This window comes from Pedobacter kyungheensis, from assembly GCF_000812965.1.
Taxonomy (GTDB): Bacteria; Bacteroidota; Bacteroidia; order Sphingobacteriales; family Sphingobacteriaceae; genus Pedobacter; species Pedobacter kyungheensis.
This window is the reverse complement of sequence record NZ_JSYN01000012.1, coordinates 92,378-109,018: the sequence shown is the minus strand read 5'-3', so window position 1 is coordinate 109,018 and position 16,641 is coordinate 92,378. Positions and strand designations below refer to the sequence as shown.

The window sequence follows — 16,641 nt, the reverse complement described above, 5'->3', positions numbered from 1 at the left end:
TTTTATAATTTGAAAGGGTCTCCGGTGAAAAATCGGAGGCCCTTTTTTGTTTTGTACCGTAAGTTCGTCATTGCGAGGAGGAACGACGAAGCAATCTCTTTAGCGTACGTTAACAGTCATCGTTGTAAGATTGGTTCGTCGGCTGAAAAAGCCTTCTCGCAATGACGATCTGTTTGAAAACTATAAACTGATCGTTTCTCCAATCTCTGGTAACAATAAGGTTTTGTTTTCACGCTTAAATTTATCTAAAGCAACAGCGGTGTCAATTTCAATCACCGGAAAGGTATTGTAATGCACACCGATCACTTTATCGCAATAAAAATATTTGGTAGCTACCAAAGCGTCATCTACATCCATGGTGTAGTTACCGCCAATGGGTAAAATAGCATAGTCTAAATTGTAAATGTCTGCTAAAACCTTCATTTCAATAGTCAGGCCGGTATCGCCGGCGAAGTAGATTTGTTTACCATCTACTTCCAGCACAAAGCCAGCGGGGTTGCCCCCATAGCTTCCATCGGGCAAGCCCGACGAATGTGTGGCAGGTACCATACGCACAGCTCCCCAATCAAAGGTAAACTTGCCGAAGTTCATGCCATGTACTTTTTCTACACCTTGTTTGGCAGCCCAACCGGTTACTTCGGGCATCGCAATTACTGTGGCCTGGGTTTGTTTAGCTAAAGCTACTAAATCGGCTACGTGATCGCCATGACCATGACTCACCAAAATATAATCGGCTTCAATAGCCTTGATATCGATGTTTTTGGCCAGTGGATTGGGCGAAATGAAAGGATCGAATAAAAGTTTTTTGCTGGCTGTTTCGAGCAAAAAACAGGATTGGCCATAATAAGTATATTTCATAGTTATTGTTTCAACATTAAAGTGCCAACTGTGCTCATGCCAGTTAACACCATCAAATTATCAATTAAGAATTGGTGTGTTTATTGACCGAACATGCCACCCAGGCCACCAAGCATATCTTGTGCTGAGGCCTGCATTTCGGCTGCACTCACTTGTTCGGCACTGGCCATGGCTTTGTTAATGGCTGTTAATAACAGTTCCTCTAACTCTTCCTTGTCAGCATTTTTCAAAAATGTTTCATCGATGCTAACACCGGTAACCGTTTTGTTGGCTGTTGCAGTAATTTTAATGGCACCGTTTTCAACTTCACCATATACCGATACGGTATCTAAACGCTTTTTAATTTCTTCGGCTTTTTGTTGTGCCGCGAATAATTTATCGAACATAGCTTTGTATTTTTATAATAAAGGAAATTATTCCCAAATTGTTTTAATGTTAATACTTTTTTGCTTGACGTAAAAGGCTTACTGCCAGTTACTAATCTTCGTCACTTCCCGGCAGACTTCCGTTGCCATGGTAGGCCCCTTTACGGATTATTGGCATATTCAAATGTTTGTAAAGATCGTCCAAATGCATTAAACTGCCATTGGTTAAGTTGCCTAAGAATATAACTACGATATTTTTACTTAAATCTCTAACGTAAATATGTCGGAAACCGTGCCACCATCCGGTATGGTAAACCACTTTATCCATGTTTTCTCCGTCAAACATCCGCCATCCGTAGCCATAGTTAAAATGACCATTAATAGGTTTATTACGCCCTACATACGCTGAATCCAGACTTTTTTGGGTTAACAACCTGCCGTTTTTAAGGTATTTATCAAACAACACCAAATCGTGAACTGTGCTGTAAATTCCCTTATCGCCAACCGGCCCATCGAGAAAGTTCTGTGCAACTGAGTACCTAAAGCTATTGCGGTCATGACCAACCACATCAACCGGTATTTTTTCGTATTCAGTAGTGCTGTACACATGCGTATGCTTTAAACCTGCAGGTTTAAAAACATGCTCCATCATGTATTGAGAGTAACGCTGACCGGTAACTTTTTCGATAATGGCACCCAACACCATAAAGTTAGAGTTGTTATAATGAAAGCGGTTATCGGGCTTGGTATATGGATTAGGCTTTCTTTCGGCAATTACATTCATTACCTCCTGATTAGTTACGCCCTTTTTCATGTTGCGTTTTTCCTTCCGCCAGATATCATCGATGAAATAAACGTAGTTCATCATACCACTGCGGTGCGAAAGCAGGAGCTTTACCGTAATGCCATCGTAAGGGAAATTGGGGTAGAATTTTTTTACATCATCATTTAAGGAAAGTTTACCCGCCTCTACCAATTGCATAATGGCTGTACCGGTAAACGTTTTGGTAATAGAGGCCAGCTCAAATTCAGAGTTGATCGTTAAACTATCGCGGTGTAGATAATCGGCCCAGCCAACGGCTTTTTCGTAAAGAATTTTTCCGTCTTTGGCCACCAGCATATTGCCGTTAAAATTAAACTTTTTGTGCAGGTTATCTACAAAATCGGCAATCCATTTATCCCCTTTTTGTGGGTTGTAAACCAATAACAGGCTATCGGCTTTATCGTCTTCTTTGGTGCGTATTTTTTTTTCAGCCGCCTTTTTCTCTTCAGATTTTTTGCTTGAACAAGCGGTTAGTAAAGTTGCAGAGAGGGCTAATGCTGAACATATATATCGAAAATTCATTTATATCGGGTAAACTATATTTAAAACCCGAAAATTAAAGAATTTTAGACGGTTACAACGAAAGAGTTTTACACATTTTCGCAATTTTGATTGTACCAGCATTCAAATAAATGTCCTTTGCTGCCATAAACCGGATCGCTATCTGGATTTTTCACTTTTGCAATCTCTTCATCTGCTTCAGGCCGCTCACCTGCCCTGCCATATTTCATGTTATAATCAGCACCATTTGGATAAGCACCTACAACAGTAAAGTCATCAGATGAGTTAAGTTTTTTGTGTGCTACACCTGCTGGGATGATAATTACGTCACCTTTATCAAGCTCTATGCAAACACCATGATCGCCACCAAACTGCACATCTGCCTTGCCACAAAATACGCCCATTACTTCGTGCGTATTGCTGTGGTAGTGATGATAATCGAAAATGCCATCAACCCAGGCATTTGTATAGCCGTTTTGTGCAAAAACCTTTTTAATGACCTCATCACCATCATCAGGATGAAGTCTGAGTGCACCTTTGTAAACCATCAGTGGTAAAACCGGATTATTCGGGAAGTTCCCGTTTTCTTCAATTTTATGTGCCACTAAATAGGCTTCCTGTATTAGTTTTTCTTTGTCCATGGTTGAGGAGTTTTATTTAATTAACAATACAAGGGCAAAAGGGTTTAGAATTTTGTTTGTGTTTATTGTATAATTTTTTCTCCCGCAGATTTAAGGAGATAATCGCAGATTTTTGTTTTTTACATGTAGGCAATATTAAGGTATATTTTTTTCGCCGATATAAGTTGGAAAATGCTGTTTTTAGTTTTCTGCGTACTCGGGATATCTGCGGGATATGTATGGTATTTTTTCTCCCATTGATTGAAGATAATAAGCGAAGACTGTAGTTTCTTGCTTGCTAATGAATCTGTTGAGTGCAAAGTCCACCTTTTCTTAAAAACATATTATAATTTTTAAGAATTAAACACTATATTGATTTATCATCCAGATTAAAAAGTATTTAAATGGTTTTGTAATATGGATGAGAATGATATCTCTTATGAAGTAAGGGGAGCAATATTTACAGTTTACAATGCATTAGGGCCGGGGCTGTTAGAATCTACGTATGAAACTGTGCTCACTTATGTTTTAAAAGAAAAAGGCCTGGATGTGCAGCGGCAGGTTCCGCTACCAATTATTTTTAATGATATTGTGCTTGATTCTGCCTACCGGATAGATTTATTAATCAATGATCTGGTAATTATTGAATTAAAGTCGGTTGAGACAGTTACTCCGCTTCACCATAAACAAGTGCTAACCTATCTGAAACTTTCTGGATTAAAATTAGGATTACTCGTAAATTTTAATTCTTCCAATATCTCACAATCCATCTGGAGGAAGGTAAACAGCCTTTGAGACGATGTAGAATGAGTAATTTAGAAAAAATGGAGATATATTTATCTGCGGCCTTTGCGTTATCTGCGGGATAAATATTAAGATAATGTTCCCGCCAATAAAAAAATGCTTAATTATCGGCGGGAAAAATTAATTACTTCTGGCTGGCTGCCCAGACATCCATTTTAGCTTCGAAAACCGATAGCGGGAAAGAACCATCTTTTAAAACGGCAGTATGAAAGGCCGATAATTTGAATTTTGGTCCGAGTTCCTTTTCATATTTGCTTCTTAGTTCCCTTATTTTCATGGCTCCGGTTTTATAACCAAGCGCTTGTGCCGGAATACCCATATAACGCTCAATTTCGGCTGTTGCGCCTTCGTTACTGATGGCTTCGTTATCGGTCATGTATTTAATGGCCTGTTCGCGGGTCATGTTTTTGGTATGAATGGCCACATCAACTACCAGGCGAATGGCACGATGCATTTCATCGCCTAATGCACCCATGTGCTGGTATGGATCCTGGTATAGCCCCAGTTCTTTCCCTAGCGATTCGCAATAAAGTGCCCAGCCTTCAACATAGGCATTATGGCCACCAAAACGGCGGAAATTAGGTAACGATTTGTTTTCCTGTGTTAGTGAAATCTGGTAATGGTGACCAGGGATAGCCTCGTGTAGGAAAAGAGATTCCATTCCGGAGGTAGTATTGAATGTTTTGGCATCCAGAATAGGCACATAAAAGATTCCCGGACGTTTACCATCGGCAGAGCCCTGATTGTATTCTGCGCTCGCAGATGCAGCCCTGAAAGCTTCTGTCTGGCGGATTTCGAAAGGTGTTTTGGGCTCCACATCAAACATTTTTTTCAAATTGGGTTTCATCCGCTGGTGGATGTCTTCGAAAGCAGCTAAAACTTCTTTTGGCGTTTTATAAGGCATGAATTTTTTGTCGGTTTTCATGTATTCGAAAAAAGCCTTCAAATCGCCTTTAAAACCAACCAGGTTTTTGATGCTATCCATTTGTCCTTTTATCCGGGCTACTTCTTTTAAGCCAGTCTGATAAATCTCTTCCGGTGTTTTATTGGTAGTGGTTTGTTGTTTTACCAGGTAAGTATACCACTCCAGGCCGCCAGGCATAGCAGACCAGCCAGAGGTAGTTCTCGCTTTTGGTAGATATTCGTTTTGAAGAAAATCACCCAGTTTTTTATAGGTTGGTACAATAACGGTAGTGATGGCATTGCGGTATGCTTCAGTTAATTTTTGTTTATCAGCAGCAGAAAAACTTGCCGGTAATGAATCGATCGGTCCATAAAACAAACTTTTTTCAGGACTGCTTACTACCATACTCTGCATTTGCGGGATCATTTTAACTACCAAAGCCTTTGGCAAAACAATACCTACGGCTTCACCTTTTCTAAAGTTGGCAATGGCTGTATCGGCCCAAACAGAAAAGGCAGCAGCACGCTTTAGCCAGTTTTCGTAATTTTTTACCGTTTTAAAAGGCTGCGCTCCCGTGCCTGATCCTAACTGGCCAATGGTTAATGGCAAAGCAAACATCTGGTTAAAGGGCAGGTATTCTGAATGATATTTTAGACCCTCTAAATTGATGCTTAGCTGATCTTTAAGGTAGTCGAAAGAGAGTTTATCATTGTCATCCAGGCTTTCCCTGTTGTACCTACCTAAACTGTCGAGGTAGCGTTGGTTAAATGCTTTATATTCCTTAAGGTAAGCTTGTGAGCCATCATTTGGCAGGAGATCATCGTAGCGTTCGTCTCCAATATAAGTAGCGCTAATTGGGTTAAGCTTCAAGCCGTCCTGGTAGTATTGCTCGCACATGCTGGCAAAAGCTTTGTTTTCTGAGTCCGAATCAGATTTGGTTCCCTGTTTGCAGGCCGATAAGGAAGCAATGCAAGCTGTTAACAGAAGTATTCTCTTCATATGGTTTGAGTTTAGTGTTTAACCAAAAATAATAAATTAAACGCCATTTTGTAACGTAGACCAAAAGCAAAAAAGCCATCCCGGAAAGGATGGCTTTGCTATATAGTTAATTTGTATTAACTGAAATACTGTTAATTGTTAACCGGATTACGCTAACAATCTGATTGGCTCTTCTAACAAACCTTTTAAAGTTTGTAAGAATGCTGCTCCGGTTGCACCATCAACCACACGGTGATCGCAACCTAAAGTTAATTTCATTACGTTACCTGGAACAACAGCACTATTTTTAACTACAGGAATGGCCTGAATAGCACCTACTGATAAAATTGCACCGTCAGGAGAGTTGATAATTGAGGTAAACTCATCGATACCAAACATACCTAAGTTAGAAACTGTGAAGGTAGATCCTTCCCAATCTGCCGGTTGTAATTTTTTAGCTTTTGCTTTAGCACCAAAATCTTTCACTTCTGCAGAGATGTGTGATAATGATTTGCCATCTGCAAAACGTACTACAGGTACCAATAAACCATCTTCAACAGCCATAGCTACACCGATGTTAGTATGCTCGTTGAAACGGATTTTATCGCCACCCCATGATGAGTTAACAGCTGGGTGTTTTTTCAATGCCACAGCAACCGCTTTAATTACGATATCGTTGAAAGAAACTTTAACAGGAGCAACTGCATTGATTGCCGTACGGGCAGCCATTGCGTTATCCATATCAATGCTAATGGTTAAATAGAAATGCGGAGCTGTAAATAAACTTTCAGCCAAACGTTTTGCAATTACTTTACGCATTTGCGAAACAGGTTGTTCAGTAAATTTAACTTCACCAACAAAAGTTGGGATTACCGGAGCTGCAGATGGTGCACTTCCTGCTTTTGGTGCTTCTGCCTGAGGTGCAGCAGCTGGTTTGAAGTTTTCGATATCTTTTTTAATGATACGGCCACCTTCTGCGCTACCTGAAACCTGCGATAAGTCGATTCCTTTATCTTTAGCAATTTTCTTTGCCAAAGGAGATGCTTTTACGCGGCTATCAGACGATGAGCTCTGAGCAACTGGTGCAGATGAACCTGCATCAGCGGTTGTTGTTTGTTTTTCTTCTTTCGGAGCTTCAGCTTTTGCAACTGCCGGAGCAGAACCACCAGCTAAAATACCGCTAACGTCAGTACCTTCAGGGCCTACAATAGCGATAATTCCATTTACTTTGGCAGCCTGGCCTTTTTCAACACCGATGTGTAATAAAGTACCGGTTGCATAACCCATGACTTCCATAGTAGCCTTATCGGTTTCTACGTCAGCTAAAACATCATCATCCTTTACTTTATCGCCAACTTTTTTATGCCATTCGGCAATTACGCCTTCAGTCATGGTATCGCTTAACAAAGGCATGCGGATTACCGTTACACCTTTTGCTGCTAATTCTTCTTCGCTTAAGCCTCCACCCTGAGCAGGAGCAGCTTCTTCTTTTTGCTCTTCAGCTTTTGGAGCTTCGCTTTCTGCTGCAGGAGCTGATGCACCTTGCTCAGCGGCTAAAGCTGCTTTATAATCTTCGCCTTCTTTACCAATAACGGCCATGATGGCATCAACCGGAACAGCCTGACCTTCTTCTACACCAACGTATAAAAGGGTACCATCCCAATAAGATTCCATATCCATTGTTGCTTTGTCAGTTTCTACTTCTGCCAAAACATCGCCGCTTTTCACTTTATCGCCCACTTTTTTGTGCCACTTCGCCAAAACCCCTTCGGTCATGGTGTCGCTCATTTTGGGCATTTTAATTACATCAGCCATTATATCTAATTAATTGAAATCTTATTAATATTAGTCCATTACGTAAGGGTAGTTCTCAGTTACATATACATCTTTGTATAACTCAGATGCATCTGGCCAAGGAGATTCTTCGGCAAATTTCACTGCCTGATCTACTGTAGCTTTAACTTTAGCTTCTACTTCTTCAATCCAGGCCTGATCTGCATATTTTTCTTTCAAAATAGTTTCTCTGGCTAATTCTACAGGATCTTTTGCTTTGTAATCTTCTAACTCTTCTTTAGTACGGTATTTTGCCGGATCTGACATTGAGTGACCGCGGTAACGGTAAGTTCTCATTTCCAAGAAAGTTGGTCCTTCGCCTTTACGTGCACGTTGAATAGCTTCGTCCATAGCATTGTGAACCGCAACCGGATCCATACCGTCAACAGGTGCACAAGGCATATCGAAACCTAAACCAATTTTATAGATATCGGTCATGTTGGTAGTACGTTGTACTGAAGTACCCATTGCGTAACCATTGTTTTCGCAAACAAAAACTACAGGTAATTTCCATAACATGGCCATGTTAAATGTTTCGTTTAATGCACCCTGACGTACAGCGCCATCGCCCATATAACAAATGTTAACATTGTCTGTTCCTTTATATTTTTCTGCAAAAGCAACACCAGCACCTAGTGGAATCTGACCTCCAACAATGGCGTGGCCACCATAAAAGTTATGCTCTTTACTGAACATGTGCATTGAACCACCTTTACCTTTAGAACAGCCGGTAGCTTTACCATACATTTCGGCCATAATGCTATCTGCACTAACGCCTAAAGCCAAAGCGTGAGCGTGATCACGGTAAGTGGTAATCATCGAATCGCCTTTTTGCATTGCAGATATAGCACCTGCAACTACAGCTTCTTGTCCAATGTATAAATGACAAAAGCCACGTATTTTTTGTTGTCCGTATAACTGGCCAGTTTTTTCTTCGAATTTGCGCATCAGCAACATCGACTCAAACCACTTTAACCAGGTATCTTTATTTATTTCTACTGCACTCATTTTAGGGTATTTGTTTTTTTGCGACAGCAAATCTAATTTTTTTATTGTAATTTTTGGCACTTTCGGGAGGAAAAACATCATATTCCCGGCCATAAAATTACATTTAACACTTGTTTTACAATTGAATAGGATCGGGAATCGCCTTTTCTGTTTTCCGACAGATTTAATCCTGATTTTTTATAATTAAAACAACGCCCTTTATCGTAATCTCGAATTAAATTATTCTAAAATTTAATTTTGCATATACTCTTATTTACATAATTTAAAATAGTGCTGTTTTTGGTTCTTTTGCCTGCCTGCAGAAAGGAAAAATTTTTGTGACAAAAGCTGATTTTCTTTGAATTATTTAACCGAAAAGTAAGGGTTGTAAAATTAAAATGTTAATAACTTTTACTTTTTAACAGCTAACATTTGGATAACATTTGTATAATTAATACTTTTGGCAACCAACAATAAGCCCATGTGGTGTACGTTAATGTGTAAGTGAATACCCAAACATAACTGTATAACATGATTAAAAAATTTTTGTTTTCAACTCTAATCGCTATTTGCACGCTCTCAACCGCATTTGCGCAAACTAAAACAAAAGAATCTGGTAAAGAATTAAATGACCCTGATAATCTTGCATCGCAGTATTTCTCGCAGGTGATGGGTGTTGCAGTAGATGCGACTTCGAATTTAAAGCTATACAAATTTATATACGAATGGATCGGAACACCATATAGTTATGGTGGAAATACTAAAAGAGGCATTGATTGCTCGGCTTTTACTAAAGCGATTTACGATAAAGTTTTCAACACTACCATTAGAAGAAATTCGCGTGATATTTTTAGCATGGTTGATCCTTTGTCAAAAGAAGATTTAAAAGAAGGTGATCTGGTTTTCTTTAAGATCAAAAGCAGAAGTATTTCACATGTTGGTATCTATCTGGGCGATAACAGATTTGCACATGCATCAAGTTCTCGTGGTGTGGTAATCAGCAACCTGAACGAGCCTTACTACAGTCGCTATTTTTACAAGGGCGGACGTGTGTTAGAATCGTTTAAGAAAGAATTTGAAGTAGAATAAATCAGTTGACAATTTCAGTTAACAGTTAAAACATAACCAAATCCTCCTAAAGCAATTTTGGAGGATTTTTTATTTTTGGCAATTGTCCTGTGTCGCTACAAAAAATGAATACCTAATGAAGCTCATCAATACCGTTTTAATCCTTCCCTTTGTTATAATTATTTCAATCAGCTGTACGAGCAACAATGCACAGGTAGTTAACCCTGTTGCAGTTAAACAGGATACGGTGATTAGAAAGTTAAAAGATACCATTGAAATTACTGCGGTTGGCGATATTATGCTGGGCTCAGCATTCCCTGCTAAAACTAACCTCCCTCCTGATGATGCCGTAAACAGTTTTCAGGCAGTAGATAGCCTGCTTAAAGGCGATATTGTTTTTGGTAACCTGGAAGGCTGCTTCCTAAATTCGGGCAACTCCAATAAATGTAATGGTATTAATCCAAACAGCTGTTATGCGTTCAGAATGCCTGAGCGATATGCGGGGATATATAAAAAAGCTGGTTTCAATGTGTTAAGTATTGCTAATAACCATGTGGGCGATTTTGATGCCAGGGGAAGAAAAAACACAGCCAGGATTTTAGATTCTTTGCAGATCCATTATGCCGGGCAGGTAAATAAACCTTTCGAAGTTTTTGAAAAAGATAGTGTTAAATATGCTTTTTGCGCATTTGCTCCGAATGAAAATACGGTATCGATAAATAAAATCGATAGTGCTAAGGCCCTGGTGGCCCGTTTAAAACAAATGGCCGATATTGTAATTGTCTCGTTTCATGGTGGCGGCGAAGGCGCCCGCTTTGAGCATGTAACACGCAAAAACGAAATCTTTTACAAAGAAAACCGTGGCAATGTATACGCTTTTGCACATGCAGTGATTGATGCTGGAGCAGATGTAGTTTTAGGGCACGGACCCCATGTAACCCGGGCGGTTGAGGTGTACAAGAACAAATTCATTGCTTACAGTCTCGGTAATTTTTGCACCTATGGCATGTTTAGTTTAAAAGGGAATAACGGAATTGCGCCTTTGCTTCAACTCAAAATTAATGCGAAAGGCGATTTTCTGTATGCCAATGTAGTTTCCATACAGCAGGATAAGATTAATCGCTTAACTGTTGACGATAATCACAGGGCTTTTAAACGAATCAAGGAATTAACTGATCTTGATTTTATTGGTCATCAACTTAAATTCGAGGATAACAAAATCAGTTTAAAAGATTAGTTTTCTGCGACATCAATCTCAGTTAATTTCAGAATATTTGTGGTATGAAACCGTCCTGATTTTTCAAATCGCACCGTGGGGTGAATAAATTTGGTCGTTTCATCAACTTTAAGAGCAATAAATTAATCATTAAATCCGGATGAAAAAGGGATTAATACTTCATTACATCATTGGTATAGCAGCGGTAATACTCGTATTGGCTGCAGCATATTATATTCAGCAAAACCCGAAGAATTTACTTTCAGCGGGTATTATTATTCTGGCAGGTTGCCTCGTGGCTTTTAGCCAGTACCAGATTATTAAGCAAAAGAAGAAACAATAATATGCTTGCTTTTATTTTGCAGGCCACCAAAGCCGATAATTTTAAAGATACTGTTTACCTGGGCATAGCTGTAGCTGCAGCAATTGCCTTGTTTATTTTGTCGAAAAAGTTTAGAAGGAAGGAATAACCTAACTCTCGTCTTTCGTATTCTTTACCAAGCCTATTCCGGATACAAAGAAAATTAATCCGATTACGCCATAAACCAGCAACCCCCTGTTGTTTTGGCTGTGGTTAACAAAGCCATACCCGGCATAAATTAAGCCGATGATTCCTAAGATGGTTAATATCGTTCCGAAGGTTCGTTTTACATTCATGATCTGTTTTTATGATCAAACAAGAAATTTAAGCTTTTTGTTTTGTTGAGGCTTCAGTGTGCAGAAGCTTACTTTCAACTAAAAAAACAAATTTCTATTGTACTCGTCAAGCTGCTCTATTCTGTTATGATTGCATTTTATGTAGTAGTTTGTATTCTGTTGCATTGTAATATTTAAATTACATTGTTGACTTTCTAATCCGAAACTCTAACTTTAGATATAATCCACCGGAAACAGGTGGATTAATTTCTCATTTAAAACTAAAACGTTTTAGGAAAGCCAAATATATCACGTTTATCATTTTGTGAATAGAGAATAGCGGGGAAATACAATTGCTTAATTAAAGGAATCAACTCAACCTAAATATTAACCCCAGTGAAATAGATTGTGATCTTACTAACCACTTTAAAGGATCCATTCTTTCATTAAAACAATCTAAACAGATGAAAAACAAACTAATTATCCTCTTGGGCATGCTGATTTTTGCAGCTTTCCTTTCTTGTTCTAAAAAAGGACTGGAAGAATCTCAACCTGCAATTACAAAAAATGCCGTCGCAAATGTAAATAACACCTTACTTGCCGATCCCCCGCTTACCTGGCAAGAGCATTGGTTTGACCATGTGCAGGTATTGCAACGATTTTATCATGATACGAGCATTGTAGTTTACCACGATAATGATGTGAGCAGTACGGTTACATGGCCCAATACCTATTTGGCTCAGGTTTGGAATTATACCAAAAATAAATATGGGTCATTCGGTACAGACTCCCGCTTATGGGCTATTTTTCATACCGGAAAATATAGCGGTGGGCATCCTAGCACGTATATGGATGCCAGCCACGATTACCGAAATGTAATCGATGTGGGGTCTTCAAGCACAAGTGCCTGGCTCAGCGGCACAGGGAACGATCTGGATCTCACCACACATGAGGTTGGTCATATTGTAGAGGGAGCGTCACGCAATGTACTTAATTCCCCCGCTTTTGGTATCTGGCACGATAGTAAATGGATGGAAATCTACATTTACGATGTTTACATTGGTCTTAATCGTTCGGCTGATGTGCAACGCTGGTATAATTTGGTTGCCAATGGAACCGAAAACTATCCACGTGCGCAAACCTATTGGTTTAGAGACTGGTTTTTTCCTATCTATTCGCAACAGGGCGATGCTTCTTCACTAAATAAGTATTTCAGCCTGCTGGCACAGTATTTCCCTAAGCAAACTGTAAATAATGGCCAAACTAATATACAGCGCTTTTCAAGATCGATGAATTATGGCGAGTTTATCCACTTCTGGAGCGGTGCAACAGGGATGGATTTAAAGCCACTTGCTTTAAGTGCTTTTGGTAACCTGGATGAGCAGGGCAACGACTGGGTGTCACAGTTGAATACGGCAAAAACGGCCTTTCCCGGTGTGACGTACCTGAAAGATATAAGCAGCCAAGCGGCTGTGACTGTAAGCAACGAAAATGCTGGTGGTGCTGCTGCAGCTGAGGGGTCTGCTAAACTTTCCGATAGTTACTACAATACCAAGTTCTTTTTGGGTGCTTACCCTAACACTTTTTGGGCGCAATTCACTTTCCCAGGTAGTCAGGTGGTGAAAGGATATACCATTACTGCAGGAAACGATGCGCCTGATCGTGATCCGAAAAGCTGGAAACTGATGGGATCTAACGATGGTACGAATTACACTCAACTCGACATCCGTAGTAACGAGACTTTTGGCTTAAGAAGGCAAACAAAAAAAATGTTGATTTCCAACACTACTGCATACAAATATTATAAGCTCTTTATTACAGCCAATAATGGGAGCGTAGATTTGCAATTAAGTGAGTGGAGGTTATTGCAATAATATCAACTGCAAAATAAAGCTGATCCCGGAATTTAAGAGTTGATCAATTCCGGGATCATAATTTGCAAACGTATATTTTAATTCGTGCTTTTAAATTTACCAAACGCCTAACCTATTTGCCGGTGCGATATACATTTTTGCCGTTTCAGGGATATTGAAAGCTTTGTAGAAGGCTTCCATGTTATACACAGGACCGTTTACGCGAAACATTTCGGGGCTATGAGGATCTGTTTTTAACCTTACACGCATGCTTTCGTCGCGCTCTTTAATCCGCCAAACCTGGGCAAAGCTCAAAAAGAAACGTTGATCTGGTGTAAAACCATCAATCTTATTATTACCTTTTCCCTGAGCTGTTAATTTAAAGGCATCGTAAGCAATATTTAATCCGCCAATATCAGCGAGATTTTCGCCCAATGTTAATGATCCGTTTACGTGCTGATTATCAAACAGACTGAAGTTGTTATAAAATGCCTCTACTTTAGCTGCCTTAGCTTTAAACTTATCAGCGTCAACTTTGGTCCACCAGTCTTTTAAATTACCTGTAGCATCATACTGGCGTCCCTGATCGTCAAATCCATGGGTCATTTCATGTCCAATTATCGCACCGATTGCACCATAGTTAATAGCATCATCTGCTGCAAAATCAAAAAAAGGAAATTGTAAAATTCCTGCGGGGAAAACAATTTCATTAAACGAAGGGCTATAATAGGCATTAACTGTCGGCGGAGTCATTCCCCATTCTGTTTTATCTACGGTTTTACCCAATTTATCCATCATTTCTTTATAGGCATGCCTATCAGCAGATTTAAGATTTGCGTAATACGTGTTTTTAGAAATTTCTACGTCATCATATTTTTTCCACTTATCGGGATAACCGATTTTCTTAATGAATGCGTTTAATTTCTCTAAAGCTTTGCTTTTGGTTTCGGGGGTCATCCAATCTAATTTCTGGATCCTTTCTGCATACACTTTCTGCAGGTTGTTTACCAATTTAAGCATACGCGCTTTGGCTTCGGGTTTAAAGTATTTTTCGGTATACAATTGACCTAAAAGCTCACCTAAGTTATTGTCGGTAGTATTTACGATGGCTTTCCATCTTTCGTCCGGTGCTTGCTGACCGTACAGCGTTTTATCAAAAAAATCGAATTTAGCCTTTCTGAAGAGTTTGGTAAGCGCATTGGCCGAATTGTTTAAGGCATCAAATTTCAATTTCTCTTTCCAGATTTTGATTGGCTGGCTTTTTACCAGGGCTGATAAAGCCTGATAATATTTGGGTTGTTTAACAATAACGGTATCAGTGCTGGCCCCAAGTTTTTGTAAAACAGATTTCCAATCGATATTAGGGGTTTGTTTCTGAAAGTCAGCAACAGTCATTTTATTATAGTTCTTCTGTGGGTCGCGTAGCTGAACAGGGGTTGAGTGCGACTGGACAATTGCGGTTTCGAGCTTTAAAATGTTATCAGCATATTTAGCAGCATTTACCGAATCGCCTGCCAGTTTAAAAATAGTAGTGATGTATTTAACATACTCCGCCCTTATTTTTTTTGCTTTTTCATCCTGATCCAGATAATAACTTCGATCTGGCAGGTTAATGCCCGACTGTGAAAACGATATTGCGTTTTTATTGCTGAGTTTCTCGTCGGGCTCTACACTAAAATCTAAAAGATCGCCTTCGCCGTTTTTAAAACCTTCGGCTACAAAGTTGATTAAATCTTTTCCATTTTTAATGGCATCAATTTTATCTAACAGCGGTTCAATAGGTTTTATTCCCAACTTTTCAATAGTTAGCGTATCCATACCACTGGCATAGAAATCGCCTACTTTTTGTTCTGCACTTCCTTTAGCCCCATCAGCTTTCGAAGCATTTTCGAGAATGGTGTTCAGGTTTTTAAGGTTATCATTTTCCTGCGTATAAAAAGAGCCACAACCAGTTTCCGTTTTAGGGATTTCGGCTTTTTTAAACCATTTGCCATTGGCATATAGAAAAAAGTTATCGCCAGGATTTACAGTGGTATCCATGCCTGCCTTATCAAAAAACTCGGTGCGTACATTTTCTGTTCCCGGATCAGTTTCGTTCTTATTCTGGCAGGCTGCAAATAGCAATAGCCCGGCAGCCGGAAGAATTAACTTAGTTTTCATAGTGTATAAGTTAGAAAAACTTAAAGCTACAAAATGCCTGATGTAGTTTCTATGATTTTTTATAACTTCATAGAAAAATCTAATTATGCAATACACACTTTACATTCTCATTGCGCTCGGGGTAATTATCCTGTTAAGCTCATTTGTAACCGTTAAACAGGGAACCATTGCGGTAGTAACCGTTTTTGGTAAATATCAAAGATTATTGAGGCCGGGCTTGAACCTGAAAATTCCTTTAATTGAGCAGATCTACTCGCGCATATCGATCCAGAACCGTTCGGTAGAATTGTCTTTCCAGGCGGTTACACAAGATCAGGCCAATGTATATTTTAAAGCCATGCTTTTGTATTCGGTAATTAACCAGGATGAGGAGACCATTAAAAATGTAGCCTTTAAATTCGTAGATGCAACCAACTTAATGCAGGCTTTGATCAGAACTATCGAAGGTTCGATAAGGGCTTACGTAGCCACTCAAAAGCAGGCCAATGTACTGGCACAACGCAACGAAATTGTGCTTCATGTTAAAGAGCAGATCGATCAGGTTTTAGATGGCTGGGGTTATCATCTGCAAGATCTTCAATTAAACGATATTACTTTTGATGAAGAAATTATGCGCTCAATGAGCCGCGTAGTGGCATCGAACAACTTAAAAGCTGCAGCAGAAAACGAAGGTCAGGCTTTATTAATTACCAAAACCAAAGCTGCCGAAGCCGATGGTAATGCCATTAAAATTGCTGCAACTGCAGAGCGTGAAGCTGCCCAGTTACGCGGACAAGGTATTGCTTTGTTTAGAGAAGAGGTGGCAAAGGGTATGACAAATGCTGCACACGAAATGCAACAGGCCAATTTAGATACTTCGGTAATTTTATTCACCATGTGGACAGAGGCGATTAAACAATTTGCTGAGTACAGCGAGGGGAATGTGATCTTTTTAGATGGCAGTACCGAAGGCATGAATAAAACGATGAAAGAGATGATGGCCATGCAACAATCGCAAAATACAGCTAAAAAGGCATAGCTAATGTAAAAACAGCT

The 16,641-nt window shown here is 39.5% G+C and carries 16 protein-coding genes; 7 read left to right on the top strand and 9 right to left on the bottom strand.

The annotated features are described in order from the left end of the window. Window positions 1-180: 180 nt before the first annotated feature. From OC25_RS11585 to OC25_RS11570, 4 genes are all read right to left on the bottom strand, one after another. Window positions 181-858, bottom strand: a complete 678-nt coding sequence (locus OC25_RS11585; RefSeq protein WP_039476021.1) for a metal-dependent hydrolase — start codon at window positions 856-858, stop codon at window positions 181-183. A gap of 80 nt (window positions 859-938) precedes the next feature. Next, window positions 939-1,244: a YbaB/EbfC family nucleoid-associated protein gene (locus OC25_RS11580; RefSeq protein ID WP_039476017.1), complete on the bottom strand. Its 306-nt coding sequence runs from the start codon at window positions 1,242-1,244 to the stop codon at window positions 939-941. A gap of 91 nt (window positions 1,245-1,335) precedes the next feature. Then, entirely contained in the window at window positions 1,336-2,568 is a 1,233-nt protein-coding gene (locus OC25_RS11575; RefSeq protein WP_039476016.1) for a serine hydrolase domain-containing protein, read from the bottom strand. A 68-nt stretch (window positions 2,569-2,636) separates the two neighbouring features. Then, entirely contained in the window at window positions 2,637-3,188 is a 552-nt protein-coding gene (locus tag OC25_RS11570) for a cupin domain-containing protein (RefSeq protein ID WP_052266155.1), read from the bottom strand. A 396-nt stretch (window positions 3,189-3,584) separates the two neighbouring features. On the opposite strand from OC25_RS11570, the gene OC25_RS11565 reads away from it, so the two are divergent. Continuing rightward, window positions 3,585-3,962 (top strand): GxxExxY protein, encoded by a 378-nt coding sequence (locus tag OC25_RS11565; protein WP_039476014.1) that lies wholly within the window; start codon window positions 3,585-3,587, stop codon window positions 3,960-3,962. 133 nt (window positions 3,963-4,095) lie between these two features. On the opposite strand, the gene OC25_RS11560 is transcribed toward OC25_RS11565, so the two are convergent. The 3 genes from OC25_RS11560 to pdhA form a co-directional block, all read right to left on the bottom strand. After that, window positions 4,096-5,874: a DUF885 domain-containing protein gene (locus tag OC25_RS11560; RefSeq protein WP_039476012.1), complete on the bottom strand. Its 1,779-nt coding sequence runs from the start codon at window positions 5,872-5,874 to the stop codon at window positions 4,096-4,098. Between the two features lie 147 nt (window positions 5,875-6,021). Further along, window positions 6,022-7,668 carry a dihydrolipoamide acetyltransferase family protein gene (locus OC25_RS11555; protein WP_039476010.1) on the bottom strand — a complete coding sequence of 549 codons (1,647 nt, stop codon included), beginning with the start codon at window positions 7,666-7,668 and terminating at the stop codon, window positions 6,022-6,024. Between the two features lie 30 nt (window positions 7,669-7,698). After that, window positions 7,699-8,694 (bottom strand): pyruvate dehydrogenase (acetyl-transferring) E1 component subunit alpha, encoded by a 996-nt coding sequence (pdhA, locus tag OC25_RS11550; RefSeq protein WP_039476052.1) that lies wholly within the window; start codon window positions 8,692-8,694, stop codon window positions 7,699-7,701. A gap of 510 nt (window positions 8,695-9,204) precedes the next feature. Between pdhA and OC25_RS11545 the strand changes: the two genes are divergently transcribed. From OC25_RS11545 to OC25_RS28465, 4 genes are all read left to right on the top strand, one after another. Beyond that, window positions 9,205-9,762 (top strand): C40 family peptidase, encoded by a 558-nt coding sequence (locus tag OC25_RS11545; protein ID WP_039476008.1) that lies wholly within the window; start codon window positions 9,205-9,207, stop codon window positions 9,760-9,762. 115 nt (window positions 9,763-9,877) lie between these two features. Then, window positions 9,878-10,978 carry a CapA family protein gene (locus OC25_RS11540; protein ID WP_039476007.1) on the top strand — a complete coding sequence of 367 codons (1,101 nt, stop codon included), beginning with the start codon at window positions 9,878-9,880 and terminating at the stop codon, window positions 10,976-10,978. Window positions 10,979-11,117: 139 nt separating this feature from the next. Further along, on the top strand, window positions 11,118-11,300 hold the full coding sequence (locus OC25_RS11535) for a hypothetical protein (RefSeq protein WP_039476004.1): 183 nt from the start codon (window positions 11,118-11,120) through the stop codon (window positions 11,298-11,300). 1 nt (window position 11,301) lies between these two features. Further along, on the top strand, window positions 11,302-11,427 hold the full coding sequence (locus OC25_RS28465; RefSeq protein ID WP_280740772.1) for a hypothetical protein: 126 nt from the start codon (window positions 11,302-11,304) through the stop codon (window positions 11,425-11,427). Between the two features lies 1 nt (window position 11,428). Here OC25_RS28465 and OC25_RS11530 read toward each other — a convergent pair whose 3' ends face one another. Continuing rightward, window positions 11,429-11,614 (bottom strand): hypothetical protein, encoded by a 186-nt coding sequence (locus OC25_RS11530; protein WP_039476001.1) that lies wholly within the window; start codon window positions 11,612-11,614, stop codon window positions 11,429-11,431. Window positions 11,615-12,057: 443 nt separating this feature from the next. Between OC25_RS11530 and OC25_RS11525 the strand changes: the two genes are divergently transcribed. Then, window positions 12,058-13,467 (top strand): discoidin/SUN/FTP domain-containing protein, encoded by a 1,410-nt coding sequence (locus tag OC25_RS11525; RefSeq protein WP_209435588.1) that lies wholly within the window; start codon window positions 12,058-12,060, stop codon window positions 13,465-13,467. 96 nt (window positions 13,468-13,563) lie between these two features. On the opposite strand, the gene OC25_RS11520 is transcribed toward OC25_RS11525, so the two are convergent. Further along, a complete protein-coding gene (locus OC25_RS11520; RefSeq protein WP_039476000.1) occupies window positions 13,564-15,606 on the bottom strand; it encodes a M13 family metallopeptidase in 2,043 nt (680 codons plus the stop codon). Between the two features lie 85 nt (window positions 15,607-15,691). Between OC25_RS11520 and OC25_RS11515 the strand changes: the two genes are divergently transcribed. Then, window positions 15,692-16,624 carry an SPFH domain-containing protein gene (locus OC25_RS11515; RefSeq protein WP_039475999.1) on the top strand — a complete coding sequence of 311 codons (933 nt, stop codon included), beginning with the start codon at window positions 15,692-15,694 and terminating at the stop codon, window positions 16,622-16,624. Window positions 16,625-16,641 lie beyond the last annotated feature (17 nt).